Annotated in this window: 15 protein-coding genes and 1 riboswitch; of the genes, 10 read left to right on the top strand and 5 right to left on the bottom strand. The window is 73.7% G+C overall.

Annotated features, from left to right (window positions below; genetic code table 11):
• Position 1 precedes the first annotated feature (1 nt).
• Positions 2–490 (bottom strand): hypothetical protein, encoded by a 489-nt coding sequence (locus tag ABD296_RS25175; protein ID WP_344271756.1) that lies wholly within the window; start codon positions 488–490, stop codon positions 2–4.
• Positions 491–596: 106 nt separating this feature from the next.
• Between ABD296_RS25175 and purN the strand changes: the two genes are divergently transcribed.
• From purN to ABD296_RS25160, 3 genes are all read left to right on the top strand, one after another.
• Positions 597–1,301: a phosphoribosylglycinamide formyltransferase gene (gene purN / locus ABD296_RS25170; protein WP_344271903.1), complete on the top strand. Its 705-nt coding sequence runs from the start codon at positions 597–599 to the stop codon at positions 1,299–1,301.
• Positions 1,298–2,863, top strand: coding sequence for a bifunctional phosphoribosylaminoimidazolecarboxamide formyltransferase/IMP cyclohydrolase (purH, locus tag ABD296_RS25165; RefSeq protein WP_344271754.1), 1,566 nt, complete (start codon positions 1,298–1,300; stop codon positions 2,861–2,863). Before purN ends, purH begins: the two co-directional genes overlap by 4 nt.
• A gap of 142 nt (positions 2,864–3,005) precedes the next feature.
• A complete protein-coding gene (locus tag ABD296_RS25160; RefSeq protein ID WP_344271751.1) occupies positions 3,006–3,182 on the top strand; it encodes a hypothetical protein in 177 nt (58 codons plus the stop codon).
• Between the two features lie 50 nt (positions 3,183–3,232).
• Here ABD296_RS25160 and ABD296_RS25155 read toward each other — a convergent pair whose 3' ends face one another.
• A complete protein-coding gene (locus ABD296_RS25155) occupies positions 3,233–3,826 on the bottom strand; it encodes a GNAT family N-acetyltransferase (protein WP_344271748.1) in 594 nt (197 codons plus the stop codon).
• Between the two features lie 94 nt (positions 3,827–3,920).
• Positions 3,921–4,006, top strand: a riboswitch (ZMP/ZTP riboswitch).
• Positions 4,007–4,052: 46 nt separating this feature from the next.
• Between ABD296_RS25155 and ABD296_RS25150 the strand changes: the two genes are divergently transcribed.
• Positions 4,053–4,901, top strand: coding sequence for a bifunctional methylenetetrahydrofolate dehydrogenase/methenyltetrahydrofolate cyclohydrolase (locus tag ABD296_RS25150; protein WP_344271745.1), 849 nt, complete (start codon positions 4,053–4,055; stop codon positions 4,899–4,901).
• 199 nt (positions 4,902–5,100) lie between these two features.
• Here ABD296_RS25150 and ABD296_RS25145 read toward each other — a convergent pair whose 3' ends face one another.
• The gene (locus ABD296_RS25145; RefSeq protein ID WP_344271741.1) at positions 5,101–5,844 is read right to left on the bottom strand and encodes an FHA domain-containing protein; all 744 of its coding nucleotides are present in this window, start codon (positions 5,842–5,844) and stop codon (positions 5,101–5,103) included.
• 269 nt (positions 5,845–6,113) lie between these two features.
• Here ABD296_RS25145 and ABD296_RS25140 point away from each other — a divergent pair, with 269 nt between their 5' ends.
• The 5 genes from ABD296_RS25140 to ABD296_RS25120 all read left to right on the top strand — a co-directional run bounded on the left by ABD296_RS25140 (position 6,114) and on the right by ABD296_RS25120 (position 13,729).
• The gene (locus ABD296_RS25140; protein ID WP_344271738.1) at positions 6,114–6,542 is read left to right on the top strand and encodes a DUF3017 domain-containing protein; all 429 of its coding nucleotides are present in this window, start codon (positions 6,114–6,116) and stop codon (positions 6,540–6,542) included.
• A gap of 139 nt (positions 6,543–6,681) precedes the next feature.
• Positions 6,682–7,899, top strand: a complete 1,218-nt coding sequence (locus ABD296_RS25135; protein ID WP_344271735.1) for an NADP-dependent isocitrate dehydrogenase — start codon at positions 6,682–6,684, stop codon at positions 7,897–7,899.
• Between the two features lie 254 nt (positions 7,900–8,153).
• Positions 8,154–9,143 (top strand): malate dehydrogenase, encoded by a 990-nt coding sequence (locus ABD296_RS25130; protein WP_344271732.1) that lies wholly within the window; start codon positions 8,154–8,156, stop codon positions 9,141–9,143.
• Positions 9,144–9,278: 135 nt separating this feature from the next.
• Positions 9,279–11,048, top strand: coding sequence for an HSP90 family protein (locus tag ABD296_RS25125; RefSeq protein WP_344271728.1), 1,770 nt, complete (start codon positions 9,279–9,281; stop codon positions 11,046–11,048).
• Complete coding sequence (locus ABD296_RS25120; protein ID WP_344271725.1) at positions 11,045–13,729, top strand: hypothetical protein; 2,685 nt, start codon at positions 11,045–11,047, stop codon at positions 13,727–13,729. Before ABD296_RS25125 ends, ABD296_RS25120 begins: the two co-directional genes overlap by 4 nt.
• Before the next feature lie 6 nt (positions 13,730–13,735).
• Here ABD296_RS25120 and galK read toward each other — a convergent pair whose 3' ends face one another.
• Together galK and galE are read right to left on the bottom strand one after the other, a co-directional pair.
• A complete protein-coding gene (galK, locus tag ABD296_RS25115) occupies positions 13,736–14,881 on the bottom strand; it encodes a galactokinase (protein ID WP_344271722.1) in 1,146 nt (381 codons plus the stop codon).
• Complete coding sequence (gene galE / locus ABD296_RS25110) at positions 14,878–15,831, bottom strand: UDP-glucose 4-epimerase GalE (protein WP_344271720.1); 954 nt, start codon at positions 15,829–15,831, stop codon at positions 14,878–14,880. The genes galK and galE overlap by 4 nt, the downstream gene beginning before the upstream one ends.
• 152 nt (positions 15,832–15,983) lie before the next feature.
• Here galE and ABD296_RS25105 point away from each other — a divergent pair.
• On the top strand, positions 15,984–17,002 hold a 1,019-nt coding region (locus ABD296_RS25105), incomplete at its 3' end, for a hemolysin family protein (RefSeq protein WP_344271718.1).

The following is a 17,002-nucleotide window of genomic DNA, read 5'->3' as shown; positions in this document are numbered from 1 at the left end:
CTCAGAGCAGGTCGCCGTACTTGTCCATGCTGCCCGCGGGCAGATCGAGCTTCTTCTCGATCTTCGGGTAGAACTCGTGCTTGCAGGCGGTCTTGTCGGCGCCGGTGTTGGACGCCCCCAGGCACTCCTGGTACCCGCTCAGCTCCGGCCACAGGAAGACCGTGAGCGCGACCGACAGGGCGGAGAACGCCAGCCCCACCGAGCCGAGCACGATGCCCGGCACCGCGCCCGGGGCCGCGCCGCGCGCCGTCCGCGCCCGGCGCCGCGCCCTGATGCCGATGACCAGCGCGGCGACGCCCAGGACCAGCCCCAGCGGGTAGAAGAAGAACGACGTCAGCAGGGCGACGATGCCGAGCCACAGGGCCCGCCGCCCGGTCCGCTCGACCGGCGGCGGCCCCGGGGGAGGGCCGAGGGGGGCGCCCGGGGGCGGCCCCGCCGGATCCCGCCCCTGCTCGACGGGGTGGGCCGGTCGACCCGGCTGCTCGCTCACGTCCGCTTCCTCCCAACCGTGGATTCAACCGCGCCGAACAGGGCCGATAGGCTGCGTGCCGAATGCCGACAACCCCACCGTCCACCCCACCGTCCACAAGGGAGTCATGGTGTCCGCCCGGCTCGTCGTCCTCGTCTCCGGCGCGGGGACCAACCTACAAGCGCTGCTCGACGCCTGCGCAGATCCAGCCTACGGGGCGAAAGTGGTGGCCGTGGGCGCCGACCGCGACGGGATCGGCGGCACCGAGCGCGCCGAGCGCGCCGGGCTGCCCGCGTTCACGCTCCGCATCCCCGACTTCCCGTCCCGCGCCGAATGGGACGCCGCCCTCGCCGCGGCGATCGCCGAGCACGAACCCGACCTGGTGGTGTCCGCCGGATTCATGAAGATCCTCGGCCCGGAGGTGCTGGCCCGGTTCGGTGGCCGCATCGTCAACACCCATCCCGCGCTGCTGCCCTCGTTCGCCGGCGCGCACGCCGTACGGGACGCCCTGGCGTACGGGGTGAAGGTCACGGGCTGTACCGTTCACTTCGTCGACGAAGGCGTGGACACCGGACCCGTCATCGCCCAGGAGACCGTCCCCGTGGGCTGGCATGACGACGAGGACTCCCTGCACGAGCGCATCAAGCAGGTGGAGCGCCGGCTCCTGGTCGACGTCGTCGGACGGCTGGCCCGCGACGGCTGGACCACGCGGGGGCGGCGGGTCTCGATGAAATGCAGAACCTGCGGCGACGGCACGTCCGGCGGCGCCGCGCCGGACGGCGGAACGTCCGGCAGTCCAGGTCAGACGGAACGAGGGGAGCTCGGCCGGTGAGTCGGGTGGCGATCAAGCGCGCATTGATCAGCGTGTACGACAAGACCGGGCTGGAGGAACTCGCCCGCGGCCTGCACGAGGCCGGGGTGGAGATCGTCTCCACCGGGTCCACGGCGGGCCGGATCTCCGCCGCCGGCGTGCCGGTGATGAAGGTGGAGAAGCTCACCGGGTTCCCCGAGTGCCTGGACGGCCGGGTCAAGACCCTGCACCCGAAGGTGCACGCGGGCCTGCTCGCCGACCGGCGCAAGGAGGACCACCTCCAGCAGCTCGACGACCTGCACGTCGAGCCGTTCGACCTGGCCGTGGTGAACCTGTACCCGTTCGCCGCGACGGTCGCGTCCGGCGCCGGGCCCGACGAGTGCGTCGAGCAGATCGACATCGGCGGCCCGACGATGGTGCGCGCCGCCGCGAAGAACCACGCGTCCGTCGCCGTCGTCGTCGACCCGTCCGCGTACGGGGACGTCCTGGACGCGGTGAAGGCCGGCGGGTTCACGATCGAGCAGCGCCGCCGCCTCGCCGCCCTCGCCTACGCGCACACCGCGTCCTACGACGTGGCCGTGGCCTCCTGGTTCGCGAGCGAGTACGCGCCCGACGAGCAGGCCGCCGAGACGCAATGGCCCGACTTCATCGGCGCCACCTGGGAGCGGTCGAACGCCCTGCGGTACGGCGAGAACCCGCACCAGCGCGCCGCCCTGTACCGGGTGCCGGGCGAGACGGGCCTCGCGGGCGCCGAGCAGATCTACGGCAAGGAGATGTCCTACAACAACTACGTGGACACCGACGCCGCCCGCCGCGCCGCCTACGACTTCACCGACCCCTGCGTCGCGATCATCAAGCACGCCAACCCGTGCGGCATCGCGGTCGGCGCCGACATCGCCGACGCGCACCGCCGAGCCCTCGACTGCGACCCGGCGTCCGCCTACGGAGGCGTGATCGCCGCGAACCGGCCGGTCACCGCCGCGATGGCGGAGCAGATCACCGGGAGCTTCGCCGAGGTCGTCGTCGCCCCGTCCTTCGAGGACGAGGCCGTCACCGTGCTGAAGAACCGGTTCAAGAACACCCGGCTGCTGATCTGCCCGGACGCCCCCGGCGGAGCCACCGAGTCCCGGCGGATCGACGGCGGGCTCCTCGTCCAGACCGTCGACCGGGTCGACGCGCCCGGCGACGACCCGTCCGGCTGGGAGCTCAAGTGCGGCGACGCCGCCGGCGAGGACACCCTCCGCGACCTGGCGTTCGCGTGGCGGGCCGTCCGCGCCGTCAAGTCCAACGCGATCCTGCTGGCCTCCGGCGGCGCCACGGTCGGCGTCGGCATGGGCCAGGTCAACCGGGTCGACTCGGCCCGCCTGGCCGTGGCGCGCGCGGGCGAGGAGCGGGCCCGCGGCTCGGTCGCCGCGTCCGACGCCTTCTTCCCGTTCCCGGACGGGCTCGAAGTGCTGATCGAGGCGGGCGTGAAGGCCGTCGTCCAGCCGGGCGGCTCGATCCGCGACGAGCTCGCCATCGAGACCGCGACCAAGGCCGGCGTCACGATGTACTTCACCGGCACGCGGCACTTCTTCCACTGATCGGACAGGCCCGGGCCCGGCGCGGCGTTCCCGCCCGCCGGGCCCGGTCTTTCCACTGTCCCGCCGGAGGTAGCCTCTGGCTGGCCGCGCCCCATGACCGTCTCTTGACCTTCGGCGCGATCGTTCGCTGAAGGAGGCGCTGATGGACTCGCTGACGACCTTCCTGGTCGCCCAGATCGGCCAGGCAGACTCGCTGCTGATGGAGTCACGCCAGGTGGTCGGGCTGGTCGCGGCGGTGCTCGCCGCGCTCCTGGCCGGGCAGCTCGGCTGGCACGGCACCGACCGGATCCTCGCCCGCCGCGAACGCGCCGACGACTAGCGCCCGGGCGGCCGGCGCGCAGCTGGCCCGGTCGGCGCGGTCTCGCGCGGCTAGCGCAGCCGCGCGCGCAGCGCCTTCGCCGCCTCCGGCCAGTCGTCGTCGGTCATCGAGAAGACGGCGGTGTCGCGGATCGAGCCGTCCGGGCGGATCCGGTGCTTGCGGTGGATCCCCTCGAACGACGCGCCGAGCCGCTGGATCGCCGCCCGCGACCGCTCATTGCGGGAATGGGTGTGCCATCCCACCCGGATCGCCCCCAGGTCGTCGAAGGCCCGTTGCAGGAGCAGCAGCTTCGACTCGGTGTTGAAACCCGTCCGCTGCCAGCGCGTCCCCAGCCACGTGTACCCGATGCACAGCCCCCGGTCCTTCGGGACGACCTCGTAGTACGACGTCGTCCCCGCGACCTCCCCGGTCGCCACGTCGATCTGCGCCCACGGCAGCCGCACGCCCTTGTCCCGCGCGATCAGGGCCGTGCTCACCATGGTGTGCACGGCGTCCGCGTCCGCCGGCTGCCGCTCGTTCAGCCACGTCCAGACGGACGGGTCCTTCGACGCGGCGAACAGGCCGTCGACATGGTCCAGGGAGAGGGGTTCCAACCGCACATAACGGCCGGTCAGGACCGGCTGCGCCAACCATTCGTCGCTCATGGCGTCCACGCTAGGACGGGCCCAAGGGCGTCCGGCAGAGCCACTTCACGGCGATTCCGGCGGACCACTCGGCGCCACCGGGGCGGCTACCATGGGGTTTCGACGCGACTGGCGCGGTCAAGGTGGATCACCACCGGGGAGCGAACGACAGTCCGGACACCGCGCGCCTGGGTGGACGGGACCTCGAGCAGGGCTCGGTCCCTGGCGACACACCGCGGAGGCATGCATGACCGCACAGATCCTGGACGGCAAGGCCACGGCCGCCGAGATCCGCTCCGACCTCAAGGGGCGCGTCGAGGCGCTGCGCGACCGCGGCGTGTCCGTGGGCCTCGGGACGGTGCTGGTGGGCGACGACCCCGGCAGCCACTCCTACGTCAACATGAAGCACCGCGACTGCGCCGAGGTCGGCATCGAGAGCATCCGCCGCGACCTGCCCGAGACCGCCTCCCAGGAGGACGTCGAGCGGGCCGTCGCCGAGCTCAACGCCGACCCCGCCTGCACCGGCTACATCGTCCAGCTGCCGCTGCCGAAGGGCCTGGACGAGCAGCGCGTGCTGGAGCTGATCGACCCCGCCAAGGACGCCGACGGCCTGCACCCGATGAGCCTCGGACGGCTCGTGCTGATGCAGCCGGGCCCGCTGCCCTGCACCCCGAAGGGCATCATCGAGCTGCTGCGCCGCTTCGACGTGCCGATCAGGGGCGCCGAGGTCACCGTCGTCGGCCGCGGCATCACCGTCGGCCGCTCGCTCGGGCTGCTGCTGACCCGGCGCAGCGAGAACGCCACCGTCACCCTCTGCCACACCGCCACCCGTGACCTCGCCGCGCACACCCGCGCCGCCGACATCGTCGTCGCGGCGGCCGGCGTCCCCGGCCTGATCACCGCCGACATGGTCAAGCCCGGCGCCGCCGTGCTGGACGTCGGGGTCTCCCGGGTCGACGGCAAGCTGACCGGCGACGTCGCGGCCGACGTCCGGGAGGTCGCCGGCTGGGTCGCCCCGAACCCCGGCGGCGTCGGCCCCATGACCCGCGCCATGCTGCTGCAGAACGTCGTGGAGGCCGCCGAGCAGACGGTCTGACGGCCTCCTCGGACAGGCGAGAGGGCCGCCACCGCACCCCTGGTGGCGGCCCTCTCCCCCTTTCGCTCGCCTTGTCGGAGGTCCCCCGGGCCGGGCCGCGCCGTCACCTGCGCGGCCCGATCCGGGCGGGTCAGGCGATCGCCCTCGACTGCGCTGCCGGTGAGGGCGATCGCACGTTCACTTCGGTCGGCCCGGCATCTCAGCTGGCCCGGCGGGTCGCCGCGGTGTGCGCCGCGGCGCGGGCCGGGCCCGTGGGATGGCCGGGGGCGTGTCCCGGTGGCCCGGTCCTGCGCGCCTCCGCCGGGCCCCGCATCCCCGGAGGACGCCCGTCGATCGGGGGGCGTCCCTGCTGGGGCACGTGGACCGGCGGCAGCGGCCGGACGAGGCCCATCGCGATGACCTCGTTGGCCAGCCGGGTGCGCCGGTTGGCCCCCTCGGGGATCCGGAACTTCTGGTAGAGCCGCAGCAGGTGCTGCTTCACCGCGGCCTCGGTCACGACCAGCTCGCCCGCGATGTCGCGCGCCGTGGCGGGGGCCACGAACGCCTCGTCGGACAGGGCGGGACGGCACAGCGCGGTCAGCACGTCGACCTCGCGGCGGGTGAGCTCGGGGGCGACGGCACGCCGCAGCTCGACGTCCGGGTCGACCTCCTCACGGGGGATGCCCCCCATCCGGCAGCGCGCCGTGCCGAAGCTCACGACGTCACCGTCCTCCAGGACACGGCGGGCGATCGGCCGGCCGTTGACACGGGTCCCGTTGCGGGACAGACCCATGTCGACGACGTAGACGTACGGACCGCGCCGCACGATCTCGGCGTGCAAACGGGACACACTCGGGTCGTCGAGGCGGATGTCTACTCCTCTCCCTCTCCCGACCGTCGTAACGTCGGGGCGCAGCGGCACCACCAGCCCGCTGTCCTCGATCCGCATGAACGGCCCCTCCACGGCAGTCCTCCCAGCTAGTTAGCGACCCCTGTCTGCCGGGTTACCCGGCCGGACCCCCGCCACACCCTCCTACTGGCGAGTAGCACCGATGGCACAAGGCATTCGGGGCTCTTCCCCACCAGCCGGACCGGGTGCGTTTCCGTCGCCGGCCCACAAGTCCGGCCGCCGATTCGCCGGGACGATCTCGCGGCCCCTCACCCCGCCCCGGAGTACCGCCGTCCGGCACCGGCGATGTCGTGCCGCGCGCCGATCGGCATTACCGTGGACCCATGAGCACGCAGGTGCACCGGCGCAGGCGGAGAGCGCCGCGGGGCAGGGGCGCCGCCCCGCACTGGCTCGCGCGGCTGCCGTACCTCATCGTGCTCAGCGGCGTGAGCGGCGGCCTGGTGCTCTGCGCCCTCAACTACTTCCGCAAGGGCTCCGGCCTGATGGCCGCCGCGCTGCTGTTCGGCGCGCTGGCGCGGCTGCTGCTGCCGGAGTCCCAGCTCGGGCTGCTCGCGGTGCGCAGCCGCCAGATCGACTGCTGGACGCTCGTCATCCTCGGCGAGATGGTGGCGTTCGTCGCGCTCAGCATTCCCCCGATGAACAAGACCGGCCTCGTCGGCGCGGGCGCGTTCGGCGTGCTGATCGCCCTGGTCATGCTGGCGCGCGGCGTGCGGCTGCTGCTCGCCCGGCGCCGGGACGGTTCGCCGGGCTAACGATGTTTCCGCAGGTCACCGGGGATGCGGCCGGTCCAGCGAGGAGCCCAGGTCTAGACCGCATCCGGGCCTCGGCTAGCCTTGCCAGTTGAGCCTTACAAGGACTGCTGGCCAGGTGTAGGAAAGGGACAGCAACAGCATGCCCAAGATCAAAGTAGCGGGCCCGGTCGTCGAACTCGACGGCGACGAAATGACGCGGATCATCTGGAAATTCATCAAGGACCAGCTGATCCTGCCCTATCTCGACGTGGACCTGAAGTACTACGACCTGGGAATCGAGCACCGTGACGCCACGGACGACCAGGTCACCATCGACGCCGCGAACGCCATCAAGGAGCACGGCGTCGGCGTCAAGTGCGCCACCATCACCCCCGACGAGGCGCGCGTCGAAGAGTTCGGCCTGAAGAAGATGTGGCGTTCCCCCAATGGAACGATCCGCAACATCCTCGGCGGCGTGATCTTCCGCGAGCCCATCGTCGTCTCGAACATCCCCCGTCTGGTCCCGGGCTGGACCAAGCCGATCATCATCGGCCGCCACGCCCACGGCGACCAGTACAAGGCGACCGACTTCGTGGTCCCCGGCCCGGGCAAGGTGACGATCACCTACACCCCGCAGGACGGCTCCGAGCCCATGGAGATGGAGATCGCCGACTTCCCGGGCGGCGGCGTCGCCATGGGCATGTACAACTACGACGACTCGATCCGCGACTTCGCCCGGACGAGCATGCGGTACGCGCTGAGCCGCGAGATGCCGCTGTACATGTCGACGAAGAACACGATCCTCAAGGCCTACGACGGCCGGTTCAAGGACCTCTTCCAGGAGATCTTCGAGACCGAGTTCAAGGCCGACTTCGAGGCCAAGGGCCTGACCTACGAGCACCGGCTGATCGACGACATGGTCGCCGCCGCGCTCAAGTGGGACGGCGGCTTCGTCTGGGCCGCGAAGAACTACGACGGCGACGTGCAGTCCGACACCCTCGCGCAGGGCTTCGGCTCGCTCGGCCTGATGACCTCCGTCCTGATGACCCCGGACGGCAGGACGGTCGAGGCCGAGGCCGCGCACGGCACGGTGACCCGGCACTACCGGCAGCACCAGCAGGGCAAGCCGACGTCGACCAACCCGATCGCGTCGATCTTCGCCTGGACCCGCGGCCTCGAGCACCGCGGCAAGCTCGACGGCCAGCCCGAGGTCATCGACTTCGCCCGCAAGCTCGAGCAGGTCTGCATCGAGACCGTCGAGGGCGGCCAGATGACCAAGGACCTCGCCCTGCTCGTCGGCGGGGACACCCCCTGGCTGACCAGCGAGCAGTTCCTGGAGGCGCTCGACACCAACCTCCAGAAGAAGATCAACGGCTGATCGCGTTCCTTCTTCGACCCGCAGGGCCGTCCCGGGTTCGTCCCGGGGCGGCCTTTCGCGTACGCGGGGTGTGAGTCATGCCGGGGTGGGCACCTGCCGGAGGGCGGGACGTCCGCGCGCGATAGCCTGGCGTCGGAAATATCTCGACGGCGAGAGAACCCGTGCGGCGGACCGGTTCCATGGGCGGCTCTTCGGCGGTCGGGTTCGAAGGATGGCCGCCTGAGCCCCGTCAGGTCACAGCAGGAGAAGGACGCATGACGCGCACCCCAGTCAATGTCACCGTTACCGGCGCCGCGGGCCAGATCGGCTACGCGCTGCTGTTCCGCATCGCCTCCGGGCACCTGCTCGGCGCGGACGTACCCGTACGCCTGCGGCTGCTGGAGATTCCGCAGGCGGTGAAGGCCGCCGAGGGCACCGCGATGGAGCTGGACGACTGCGCGTTCCCGCTGCTGACCGGCATCGACATCTTCGACGACGCCGCCAAGGCGTTCGAGGGGACGAACGTGGCGCTGCTCGTCGGCGCCCGCCCGCGCACGAAGGGCATGGAGCGCGGCGACCTGCTGGAGGCCAACGGCGGCATCTTCAAGCCGCAGGGCGAGGCGATCAACGCCGGCGCCGCCGACGACATCAAGGTGCTGGTGGTCGGCAACCCGGCCAACACCAACGCGCTGATCGCGCAGTCGCACGCGCCGGACGTCCCCGCCGAGCGGTTCACCGCGATGACCCGCCTCGACCACAACCGGGCGCTCGCGCAGCTGTCGAAGAAGGCCGGCGTGTCCGTCGCCGACATCAAGAAGATGACGATCTGGGGCAACCACTCCGCCACCCAGTACCCGGACATCTTCCACGCCGAGATCGCCGGCAAGAACGCGGCCGAGACGGTGAACGACCAGGCCTGGCTGGAGAACGACTTCATCCCGACCGTCGCCAAGCGCGGCGCGGCGATCATCGAGGCTCGGGGCGCGTCGTCGGCGGCGTCCGCGGCGTCCGCGGCGATCGACCACGTGCACACCTGGGTGAACGGCACCGCCGAGGGCACCTGGACGTCGATGGCGGTCGTGTCGGACGGCTCCTACGGCGTGCCGGAGGGCCTGATCTCCTCGTTCCCGGTCACCACGAAGGACGGGAAGTGGGAGATCGTCCAGGGCCTGGAGATCAACGACTTCTCGCGCGGCAGGATCGACGCGTCGGTGCAGGAGCTGTCGGAGGAGCGCGACGCGGTCCGCAAGCTCGGCCTGATCTGACCGGCCGTACCCGCACGCACGAGCGAGCCCCGGACCCGCGCGGTCCGGGGCTCGTTCGCGTCGTAAATCCCGCGAAACGTGTCGGCACCGGTCGTTAGGGTGTGATCGCTTCGAAGGCGACGGGGAGGGACGCGGGTGGCGGATCAGGCTTTCCAGGTGGATCTGCGCGGTGTGGTGGATCTGCTCAGCCGGCATCTGTACGCGAGCCCGCGGGTGTACCTGCGCGAGCTGCTGCAGAACGCGGTGGACGCGATCACCGCGCGGGGCGGGGGCGGCGGCCGGGTGGTGGTCGAGACCGGCGGCGGGACGCTGCGGGTGCACGACGACGGCGTCGGGCTGACGGCGGACGAGGTGCACACGCTGCTGGCGACGATCGGGCGGTCGTCCAAGCGCGACGACCTGGGGTTCGCGCGGCACGACTTCCTCGGCCAGTTCGGGATCGGGCTGCTGTCGGCGTTCCTGGTCGCGGACGAGATCGAGGTGGTGTCGCGGTCGGCGAGGGGCGGCGAGGCGGTCCGCTGGACGGGCCGGTCGGAGGGCAGTTACCGGGTCGAGCCGGGCGAGCGGGACGAGCCGGGCACGACGGTGACGCTGCGGCCGCGTCAGGGGTCGGCGGAGCTGCTGAGCGCGCCGGTCGTGGCGGAACTGGCCCGCGCCTACGGGTCGCTTCTCCCCGTCGACCTGGTCGTGGACGGGGCCACGGTCACGGGCGATGGCCCGCCGTGGCGGGCGTCCCATCCCGATCCGGCGTCGCGGCGGCGGGCGCTGGAGAGGTACTGCGAGGAGCTGTACGGGTTCACGCCGTTCGACGTGGTCGATCTGGAGGTGGCGGAGGCGGGGCTGACGGGCGTCGCGTTCGTCCTGCCGGAGCCGGTGTCGCCGACGGCCCGCTCCGCCCACCGCGTCTACCTGAAGCGGATGCTGCTGGCGGAGAGCGTGCAGGGGCTGCTGCCCGATTGGGCGTTCTTCGTCCGCTGCGTGGTGGACGCGGGGGAGCTGCGGCCGACCGCGAGCCGCGAGGCGCTGTTCGAGGACGAGCTGCTGGAGTCGGCGCGGCAGGGCCTCGGTGAGGTGCTGCGGCAGTGGCTGGTGCGGCTGTCGGAGACCGATCCGGCGCGGCTGCGCGGGTTCCTGCGGCTGCATCAGCTCGGCGTGAAGGCGATGGCGCTGCACGACGACGACATGCTGCGGATCGTCGACCGGTGGATGGACTACGAGACGTCCGCCGGCCCGATGACGCTGCGCGAGTTCCGGCGGCGGCACCCGGAGGGCCGGTTCACCGGGAGCGTGGAGGAGTTCCGGCGGCTGTCGGCGGTGGCGGGGGCGCAGGGCGTCGGGCTGGTCAACGGCGGTTACGTGCACGACACCGAGATCATCGAGCGGCTGCCGGACCTCGATCCGGACGTCCGGCTCACCCGGCTGGACGCGGCGGAGCTGACCACGACGTTCGGCGTGCTGGACCCGGCGGCGGAGCTGGCGCTGCGGCCGTTCCTGGCGGCGGCGCAGCGGGCGGTGGAGCGGCTCGGCTGCGAGGTGGTCGTCCGCGACTTCGACCCGGCGTCGCTTCCGGCGCTGTACCTGACCAGCCGGGACGCGCAGTTCCGCGACGAGCTGACGCGGGCGCGGGAGGAGGCCGGCGAGCTGTGGGCGGACGTGCTCGGCGCGGTCGGCGCGTCGACCGGCCTGGAGCGCCCGCAGCTGGTGCTGAACTACCGCAATCCGCTGACGCGCCGGGTCACGGCGCTGGGGGAGGGCGGGCCGGTGGAGCCCGCCGTCCAGGCGCTGTACGGGCAGGCGCTGCTGCTGGGGCACCATCCGCTGCGTCCCGCCGACACGGCGGTGCTGAACCGTTCCTTCATCGGCCTGCTGGAGTGGGCCGTCCACAGCCCGGAGGCCACCCAGTGAGCACCGATGACGTCTACGCGCTGATGGGGCGCGCGCAGGAGCTTCCGTACGGGGAGGCGCGGACCGTCCTGGTCGAGGACGCGCTGCGCCGCGCGGAGGAGGCCGGCGACGACGTGCTGGCGTTCCGCGTGCGGACCCGGCTGACCGACGCCTACCAGTTCGGCGGCGAGCCCGCGAAGGCGTTCGCGACGTTCGGCAGGACGCTCGCCGAGCATGACCGCGACCCGGGCCGCTTCGACGAGCCGCTCGTGCTGCTGTGGCAGATGAAGGCGGTGGTGAGTTCGCTCACGAAGTTCCCGGAGATCCCGCTCGACCGGACGCGGGCGGTGCTGGACGACATGGAGCGGCGCTACCGCGCGGGCGGGCACAGCCTCCAGGCGGTGTACCGGCGCCGGCACATCGTCGCCCGCCACATCGGCGACCCGTCGGCCGACGACTGGTTCGCCCGGTGGCGCGCCGCCCAGCGGGACCAGCTGTCGGACTGCGAGGGCTGCGACCCGACCGGCATCGTCAGCCATCTCGCCGACGCCGGCCGGTACCAGGAGGCCGCGGAGATCGCGGCGCCGGTGCTGGCGGCCGAGCTGACCTGCAAGGAGCAGCCGCAGGGCATCCAGACGGCGATGATGCCGGTGTACCTGCGCACGGGCCGGTTCGACGCGGCGGCCGACGCGCACCGACGCGCGTACCGGGTGCACCGGGGCCGGATCGCCGACCTGGGGGACGTCGCCGAGCATCTGGAGTTCTGCGCGCTGACCGGCAACGAGGCGCGCGGCGTGGAGATCGTGCAGCGGCATCTCGGGTGGCTGGACAGGGCGCCGCACGTGCACGCGGAGATGATGTTCGCCGCCGCGGCCGCGCTGGTCCTGGGCAGGGCGGCGGCGTCCGGGCACGGCGCGGCGACGGTCCGCCGGCCCGCGTCGGGTGATCGTCCGGCGGCGGACGTGCCGCTCGCGGAGCTGGGCGCCGAGCTGGAGGCCCGCGCGACGGAGCTGGCGGCCCGGTTCGACGCCCGCAACGGCACGTCCCACCAGGGCGGCAAGGTGCGCGCGATCCTGGCGGCCGAGCCGGTCGCCGGGTTCGTCCCGCTGGCTCCCCACCACCGCCGCTCGGCTCCCGCCCCGGCGGCGGAGCCCGCCGCGCGGCGGCCCGAGCCGGACGGCATCGAGACGGAGACCGACCTCGACGTACTGCTGGCCATCGGGGACGAGCGCCGCACCAGCCGTGACGCGGCCCGCACGCTGGCCGCGTGGCGGCGCTTCGACGCCGTCGCCGAGACGACCGGGCCGACGCCGCTGCAGCGGGCGCGGCGGCTGGACGCGCGGGGCGTCGAGCGGGCGATGGACGGCGACCACGAGGGCGCGATCGCCTGCTGGGAGGAGGCGTTCCGGCTGTTCGGCGAGCTGGACGAGCGGACGCGGCGGTACCGCGTGCTGAGCCGGCTCGGCGCGCTGCGCTGCGACGCGGGCGACGAGCGCGGGCTGGACGAGCTGAACGCGGCCGCCGACCACTTCACCGCGCATCCGGCCGAGGACGGCGCCGCCACGGCGGCGCTGCTGCGGCTGGCCGCCGTCCACCTGAGCCGTGACCGGCACGCCGACGTCCTCGCGGCGCTCGACCGCGTCGACCCGGACGACGCCCCCGACCGGGCGGGCGAGCTGTGGTTCCTGCGGGGCCGCGCGCTGCTGTCGGCCGGTGGGACGGGGGAGGCGGTCGCGGCGCTGCGGCGGTCCCTCGCGGAGGCCCGCGCGTCGGACGATCCGGAGCAGGCGTCCGCCCCGGCGCTGCTGCTCGCCCGGGTCCTGGTCCGCGAGCCCGCGCCGGAGGGCGGTTCCGGTTCCGGCGGGCCGGGCGAGGAAGCGTTCGCGCTGCTCGACGAGGCGATCGCCGCGATGCCCGAGCCGTCGCCGATGCGCACGTCGGCCCACACCGAGCGGGGGCTGGCGCTGCTGGCCGCGGACCGCCCCGCGGACGCCGTCGCCGACCTCGCCGAGGCCGTCGCGGCGTGGACGGCCGAGGGCATGCACGAGCAGGCCGTCCACCTGCGCGTCGATCTCGCCGCCGGCTACCTGGAGGCGGGCCGCCACCTGGAGGCCGCGGAGGTCGCCGAGGAGGCGCTGCCGCAACTCGGCGACGGGGCCGGGCGGCGCTGCCGGTTGATCCTCGCGCACGCGCAGAAGGGGCTGGGGGAGGAGGACGGCGCGGCGACGTTCGCGTCGCTCGCCGAGGAGGCCGCGAAGGACGGGCAGTCCGACGCCGTCGCGCACTTCCTGGAGGAGGCGGCCGAGATCCTGACGAACCTCGACAAGGACGCCCAGGCCGCCGAGCGGTTCGCCGAGGCGGCCGAGGCGCACGGCCGGGCCGGCGACCCGTACGGCGTCGTCCGCGCCCGCCGCCGCGCCGCGATGTGCCTGCTGTGGAGCGGCGAGCCGGAGCAGGCCGTCGCCACGGTGGAGGCGGCCCGCACGGCCCTGGAGGCCCTGCCGGACGGCCCGCCCCGCGTCTGGGAGACCGCCCTCGTCTCCTACGACCAGGCCCGCATCCTCGCCCAGACCGGGCGTCAGGCGGACGCGGAGCCGCACGCGTCCGCCGCCGTGGACGGCCTCCGGTCGCTGGACGAGACCGGCCCCGCCGACCAGGCCGCCGCCCTCCTCGCCGACATCAGGTCCGCGCTCCGCGGCTGACCCGGGTCAGGACAGCCGGCGGGCCCCGGCGGACGGGACGGCGTCGAGGAACTCCGGCGCCGTCCAGCCGCGCTTGGCGTAGGCCGCGGCGATGGCGTCCCGGACCCGCCCGGCCCGGTCGGACGCGGCGAGCACGATCACCGAGCCGCCGAACCCGCCGCCGATCATGCGGCCGCCGCGGGCGCCCGCGCGCAGCGCCGCGTCGACGGCGGCGTCGGCCTCGGGCCAGGAGATCTCGAACTGGTCGCGCAGCGACAGGTGGGAGGCGTTCAGCATCGCGCCGAGCTCGGCGACGGCGCCGGCGCGCAGCAGCCCGGTGGACGCCTCGACGCGGTGGTTCTCGGTGACGACGTGCTGGACGCGGCGGCGCAGCACCGGGTCGCGCAGCCGGCCGAGCGCGCCCGCGAGGTCCTTGACGTCGCGGAGCGCGTCGACGCCGAGCAGCGCGGCGGGCTGCTCGCATTCGGCGCGCCGCCGCCCGTAGTCGCCGCCGGTGAGGGCGTGGGAGGCGCGGGTGTCGACGGCGAGCAGGGTCAGCCCGGCCGCGGCCGGGTCGAACGGGACCTGGGACGACAGGCCGCTGCGGCAGTCCAGCAGCAGCGCGTGGCCGGGCGTGCACAGCAGCGACGCGGACTGGTCCATCAGCCCGCACGGCATGCCGACCTGGTCGTTCTCGGCGCGCTGCGCGAGCCTGGCCAGCTCCGGGCGGTCGATCTCCACGCCGTGCAGGTCGCAGAGCGCCAGCGCCGTCGCACATTCCAGCGCGGCCGACGACGACAGCCCGGCGCCCTGCGGCAGGTCGGAGTCGATCAGCAGGGACGCGCCGCCGGTGCCGTGCTCGCGCAGCACCCGCGCCGTGCCGACGGGGTAGGCGGCCCACGCGCGCTCGGCCGGCCAGCCCTCGGAGACGACCGTCCCGCCGTCGACGGGCGCGGTGACGGTGCCGTCCGCCTGGAGGGAGCGGACCTCGATCACGCCGTCGTCGCGGCGCGCGGCGGCCACCGACACGCCGCGCGGCAGCGCGAACGGCAGGACGAGGCCGTCGTTGTAGTCGGTGTGCTCGCCGATCAGGTTGATCCGCCCGGGCGCGTGCCAGACGCCCTCGGCGGCCCGCCCGAACGCGGTGCGGAACGCGGAGCCGAGATCGGTCATCGCGAGCGCAGGAAGGTCCAGGCGTCCGACACCATCGCGCGCAGGTCCCGCTCGGGCTTCCAGCCGAGCTGCGACCGGATCTTGTCCGAGGACGCGATCAGCACCGCCGGGTCGCCGGGGCGGCGCGGGTGGACCTCCGCCGGGATGTCGCGCCCGGTGACCTCGCGGCAGACCTCGATGACCTCGCGGACGGAGTTGCCGGTGCCGCTGCCCAGGTTGAAGATCTGGTGGGTGCCGGGCTCGCAGGCGTCCAGCGCGAGCAGGTGGGCGCGCCCGAGGTCGGCGACGTGGATGTAGTCGCGGACGCAGGTGCCGTCGGCGGTCGGGTAGTCCTCGCCGAACATCTTCACCGCGTCGCCGTCGCCGTTCGCGATCTTCAGCACGTTCGGGATCAGGTGGGTCTCGACGGCGTGCCGCTCGCCCTGCGTGCCGTAGGCGCCGGCGACGTTGAAGTAGCGCAGCGAGACGCCGCCGATGCCGTGCAGCCGCGCGTACTCGGCGAGCGTGGTGTCGATCGCCAGCTTGGACGCGCCGTACGGGTTGGTCGGCCGGGTCGGGTCGGTCTCCAGGATCGGCGTCGACTCGGGCTCGCCGTAGGTGGCGGCGGTGGAGGAGAACACGATCCGCGGGACGCCCGCGACGCGCATCGCCTCCAGCAGCGCCAGCGACTCGCCGAGGTTCTTGTCCCAGTACAGGCCGGGCTTCTCGACGGACTCGCCGACCAGCGACCTGGCGGCGAAGTGCAGCACCGCGTCGAAGCCGGCGCCGCCCAGCACCTCGGCGGCGGCGCCGCGCAGCGTGCCGCGCACCAGCCGGGCCCTGGCCGGGACGGCGTCCTCGTGCCCGGTGGACAGGTCGTCCAGGACGACCACCTCGTGCCCCGCCTCCAGCAGCAGTGCGGAGACGACGCTGCCGATGTAGCCGGCGCCTCCGGTGACGAGCAGCTTCACGTACGGACCTCCATCAGAGTGGACAGGACGGCGGGGTGCCGCCCAGGCTATCCGCAACCCGGGCCGCGAAAGGCCCCGCGCCACGTGCCGAGCGCGGTGCCCGTGGTGGATCGGCCGTTCGTTCGGGGCCTCTGGCGGGGAAGGTTCCTGCCATGGATCGGACGTCGGCCGGCAGGCCCGCGCCCGCTCCGGCGGCGTTCCGGCCGCCGGGGCGGCTCGCGCGGCCGTTGGTGCGGCTGCTGTCGGCCGCCACGGACCTGGTGGTGCGGCTCGCGGGCGGGGATCCGCACTCGCTCCGCGAGGAGCCGACGGCGGAGCGGATGCGCGCGCTCGTGGCGGAGAACACCCAGATCGCGGCGGACGAGCGGGCGCTGATCGAGGAGGTGTTCGCGGCGGGGGAGCGGCCGCTGCGGGAGGTGCTGGTGCCCCGCACCGAGGTGGTGTTCCTGGACGCGGCGCTGCCGCTCGGCACGGCGGCGCGGGCCGCGGCGGGCAGCCCGCACTCGCGGTTCCCCGTCTGCCGCGGCTCGCACGACGAGGTGATCGGTTTCGTCCACATCCGGGACCTGCTCGTCCCCGAGGACCGGGACCGCGCCCAGCCTGCGGGAGAGCGGCCGGTGGGGGAGCTGGTGCGGCCGGTGAAGTTCCTGCCGTCCTCGCAGCGCGTCCTGCCGGTGCTGTCGGAGATGCGGCGGGAGGGCTGCCACCTGGCGATCGTGATGGACGAGTACGGCGGCGTCGCCGGGATCGTCACGCTGGAGGACCTGATGGAGGAGCTGATCGGCGACATCCGCGACGAATATGATGTGCAGGACGCGCAGGCGCGGCGCCTGCACGGCGGGGTGGTCGAGGTCGACGGCCTGCTCAACCTGGACGACTTCGCCGCCGAGACCGGCATCCGGTTGCCGGACGGGCCGTACGAGACGGTCGCCGGGCACATCATGGCGGTGCTCGGCCGCGTCCCCGCCGAGGGCGACTCGGTGCGGGCCGCCGGCCGGGACCTGCGGGTGGCCCGGATGGACGGCCGGCGGGTGGCCCGCGTGCGCGTCACGCCGCGGGCGGCACCGCAGGCGGCCCGGCAGCCGCTGCAGCCGGTCCGGCCGGTGGTGCGGCACCCGGCACGGCCGGAGGCGGGGCGGGCGGGGGGGGGGGGGGGGGCCGGGCCCCCGGC

This window comes from Actinomadura napierensis (assembly GCF_039529375.1).
GTDB classification, from domain to species: Bacteria; Actinomycetota; Actinomycetes; order Streptosporangiales; family Streptosporangiaceae; genus Spirillospora; species Spirillospora napierensis.
Note: the sequence above shows the minus strand (reverse complement) of the source record. Positions and strands in the feature narration are given on the sequence as shown.

Coding starts and splice junctions, on each gene's coding strand:
- ABD296_RS25130 (WP_344271732.1), top strand. CDS start 8,154: ATGACGCGCACCCCAGTCAATGTCACCGTTACCGGCGCCGCGGGCCAG.
- purN (WP_344271903.1), top strand. CDS start 597: ATGGTGTCCGCCCGGCTCGTCGTCCTCGTCTCCGGCGCGGGGACCAAC.
- ABD296_RS25155 (WP_344271748.1), bottom strand. CDS start 3,826: ATGAGCGACGAATGGTTGGCGCAGCCGGTCCTGACCGGCCGTTATGTG.
- ABD296_RS25140 (WP_344271738.1), top strand. CDS start 6,114: ATGAGCACGCAGGTGCACCGGCGCAGGCGGAGAGCGCCGCGGGGCAGG.
- galK (WP_344271722.1), bottom strand. CDS start 14,881: ATGACCGATCTCGGCTCCGCGTTCCGCACCGCGTTCGGGCGGGCCGCC.
- ABD296_RS25150 (WP_344271745.1), top strand. CDS start 4,053: ATGACCGCACAGATCCTGGACGGCAAGGCCACGGCCGCCGAGATCCGC.
- ABD296_RS25160 (WP_344271751.1), top strand. CDS start 3,006: ATGGACTCGCTGACGACCTTCCTGGTCGCCCAGATCGGCCAGGCAGAC.
- ABD296_RS25135 (WP_344271735.1), top strand. CDS start 6,682: ATGCCCAAGATCAAAGTAGCGGGCCCGGTCGTCGAACTCGACGGCGAC.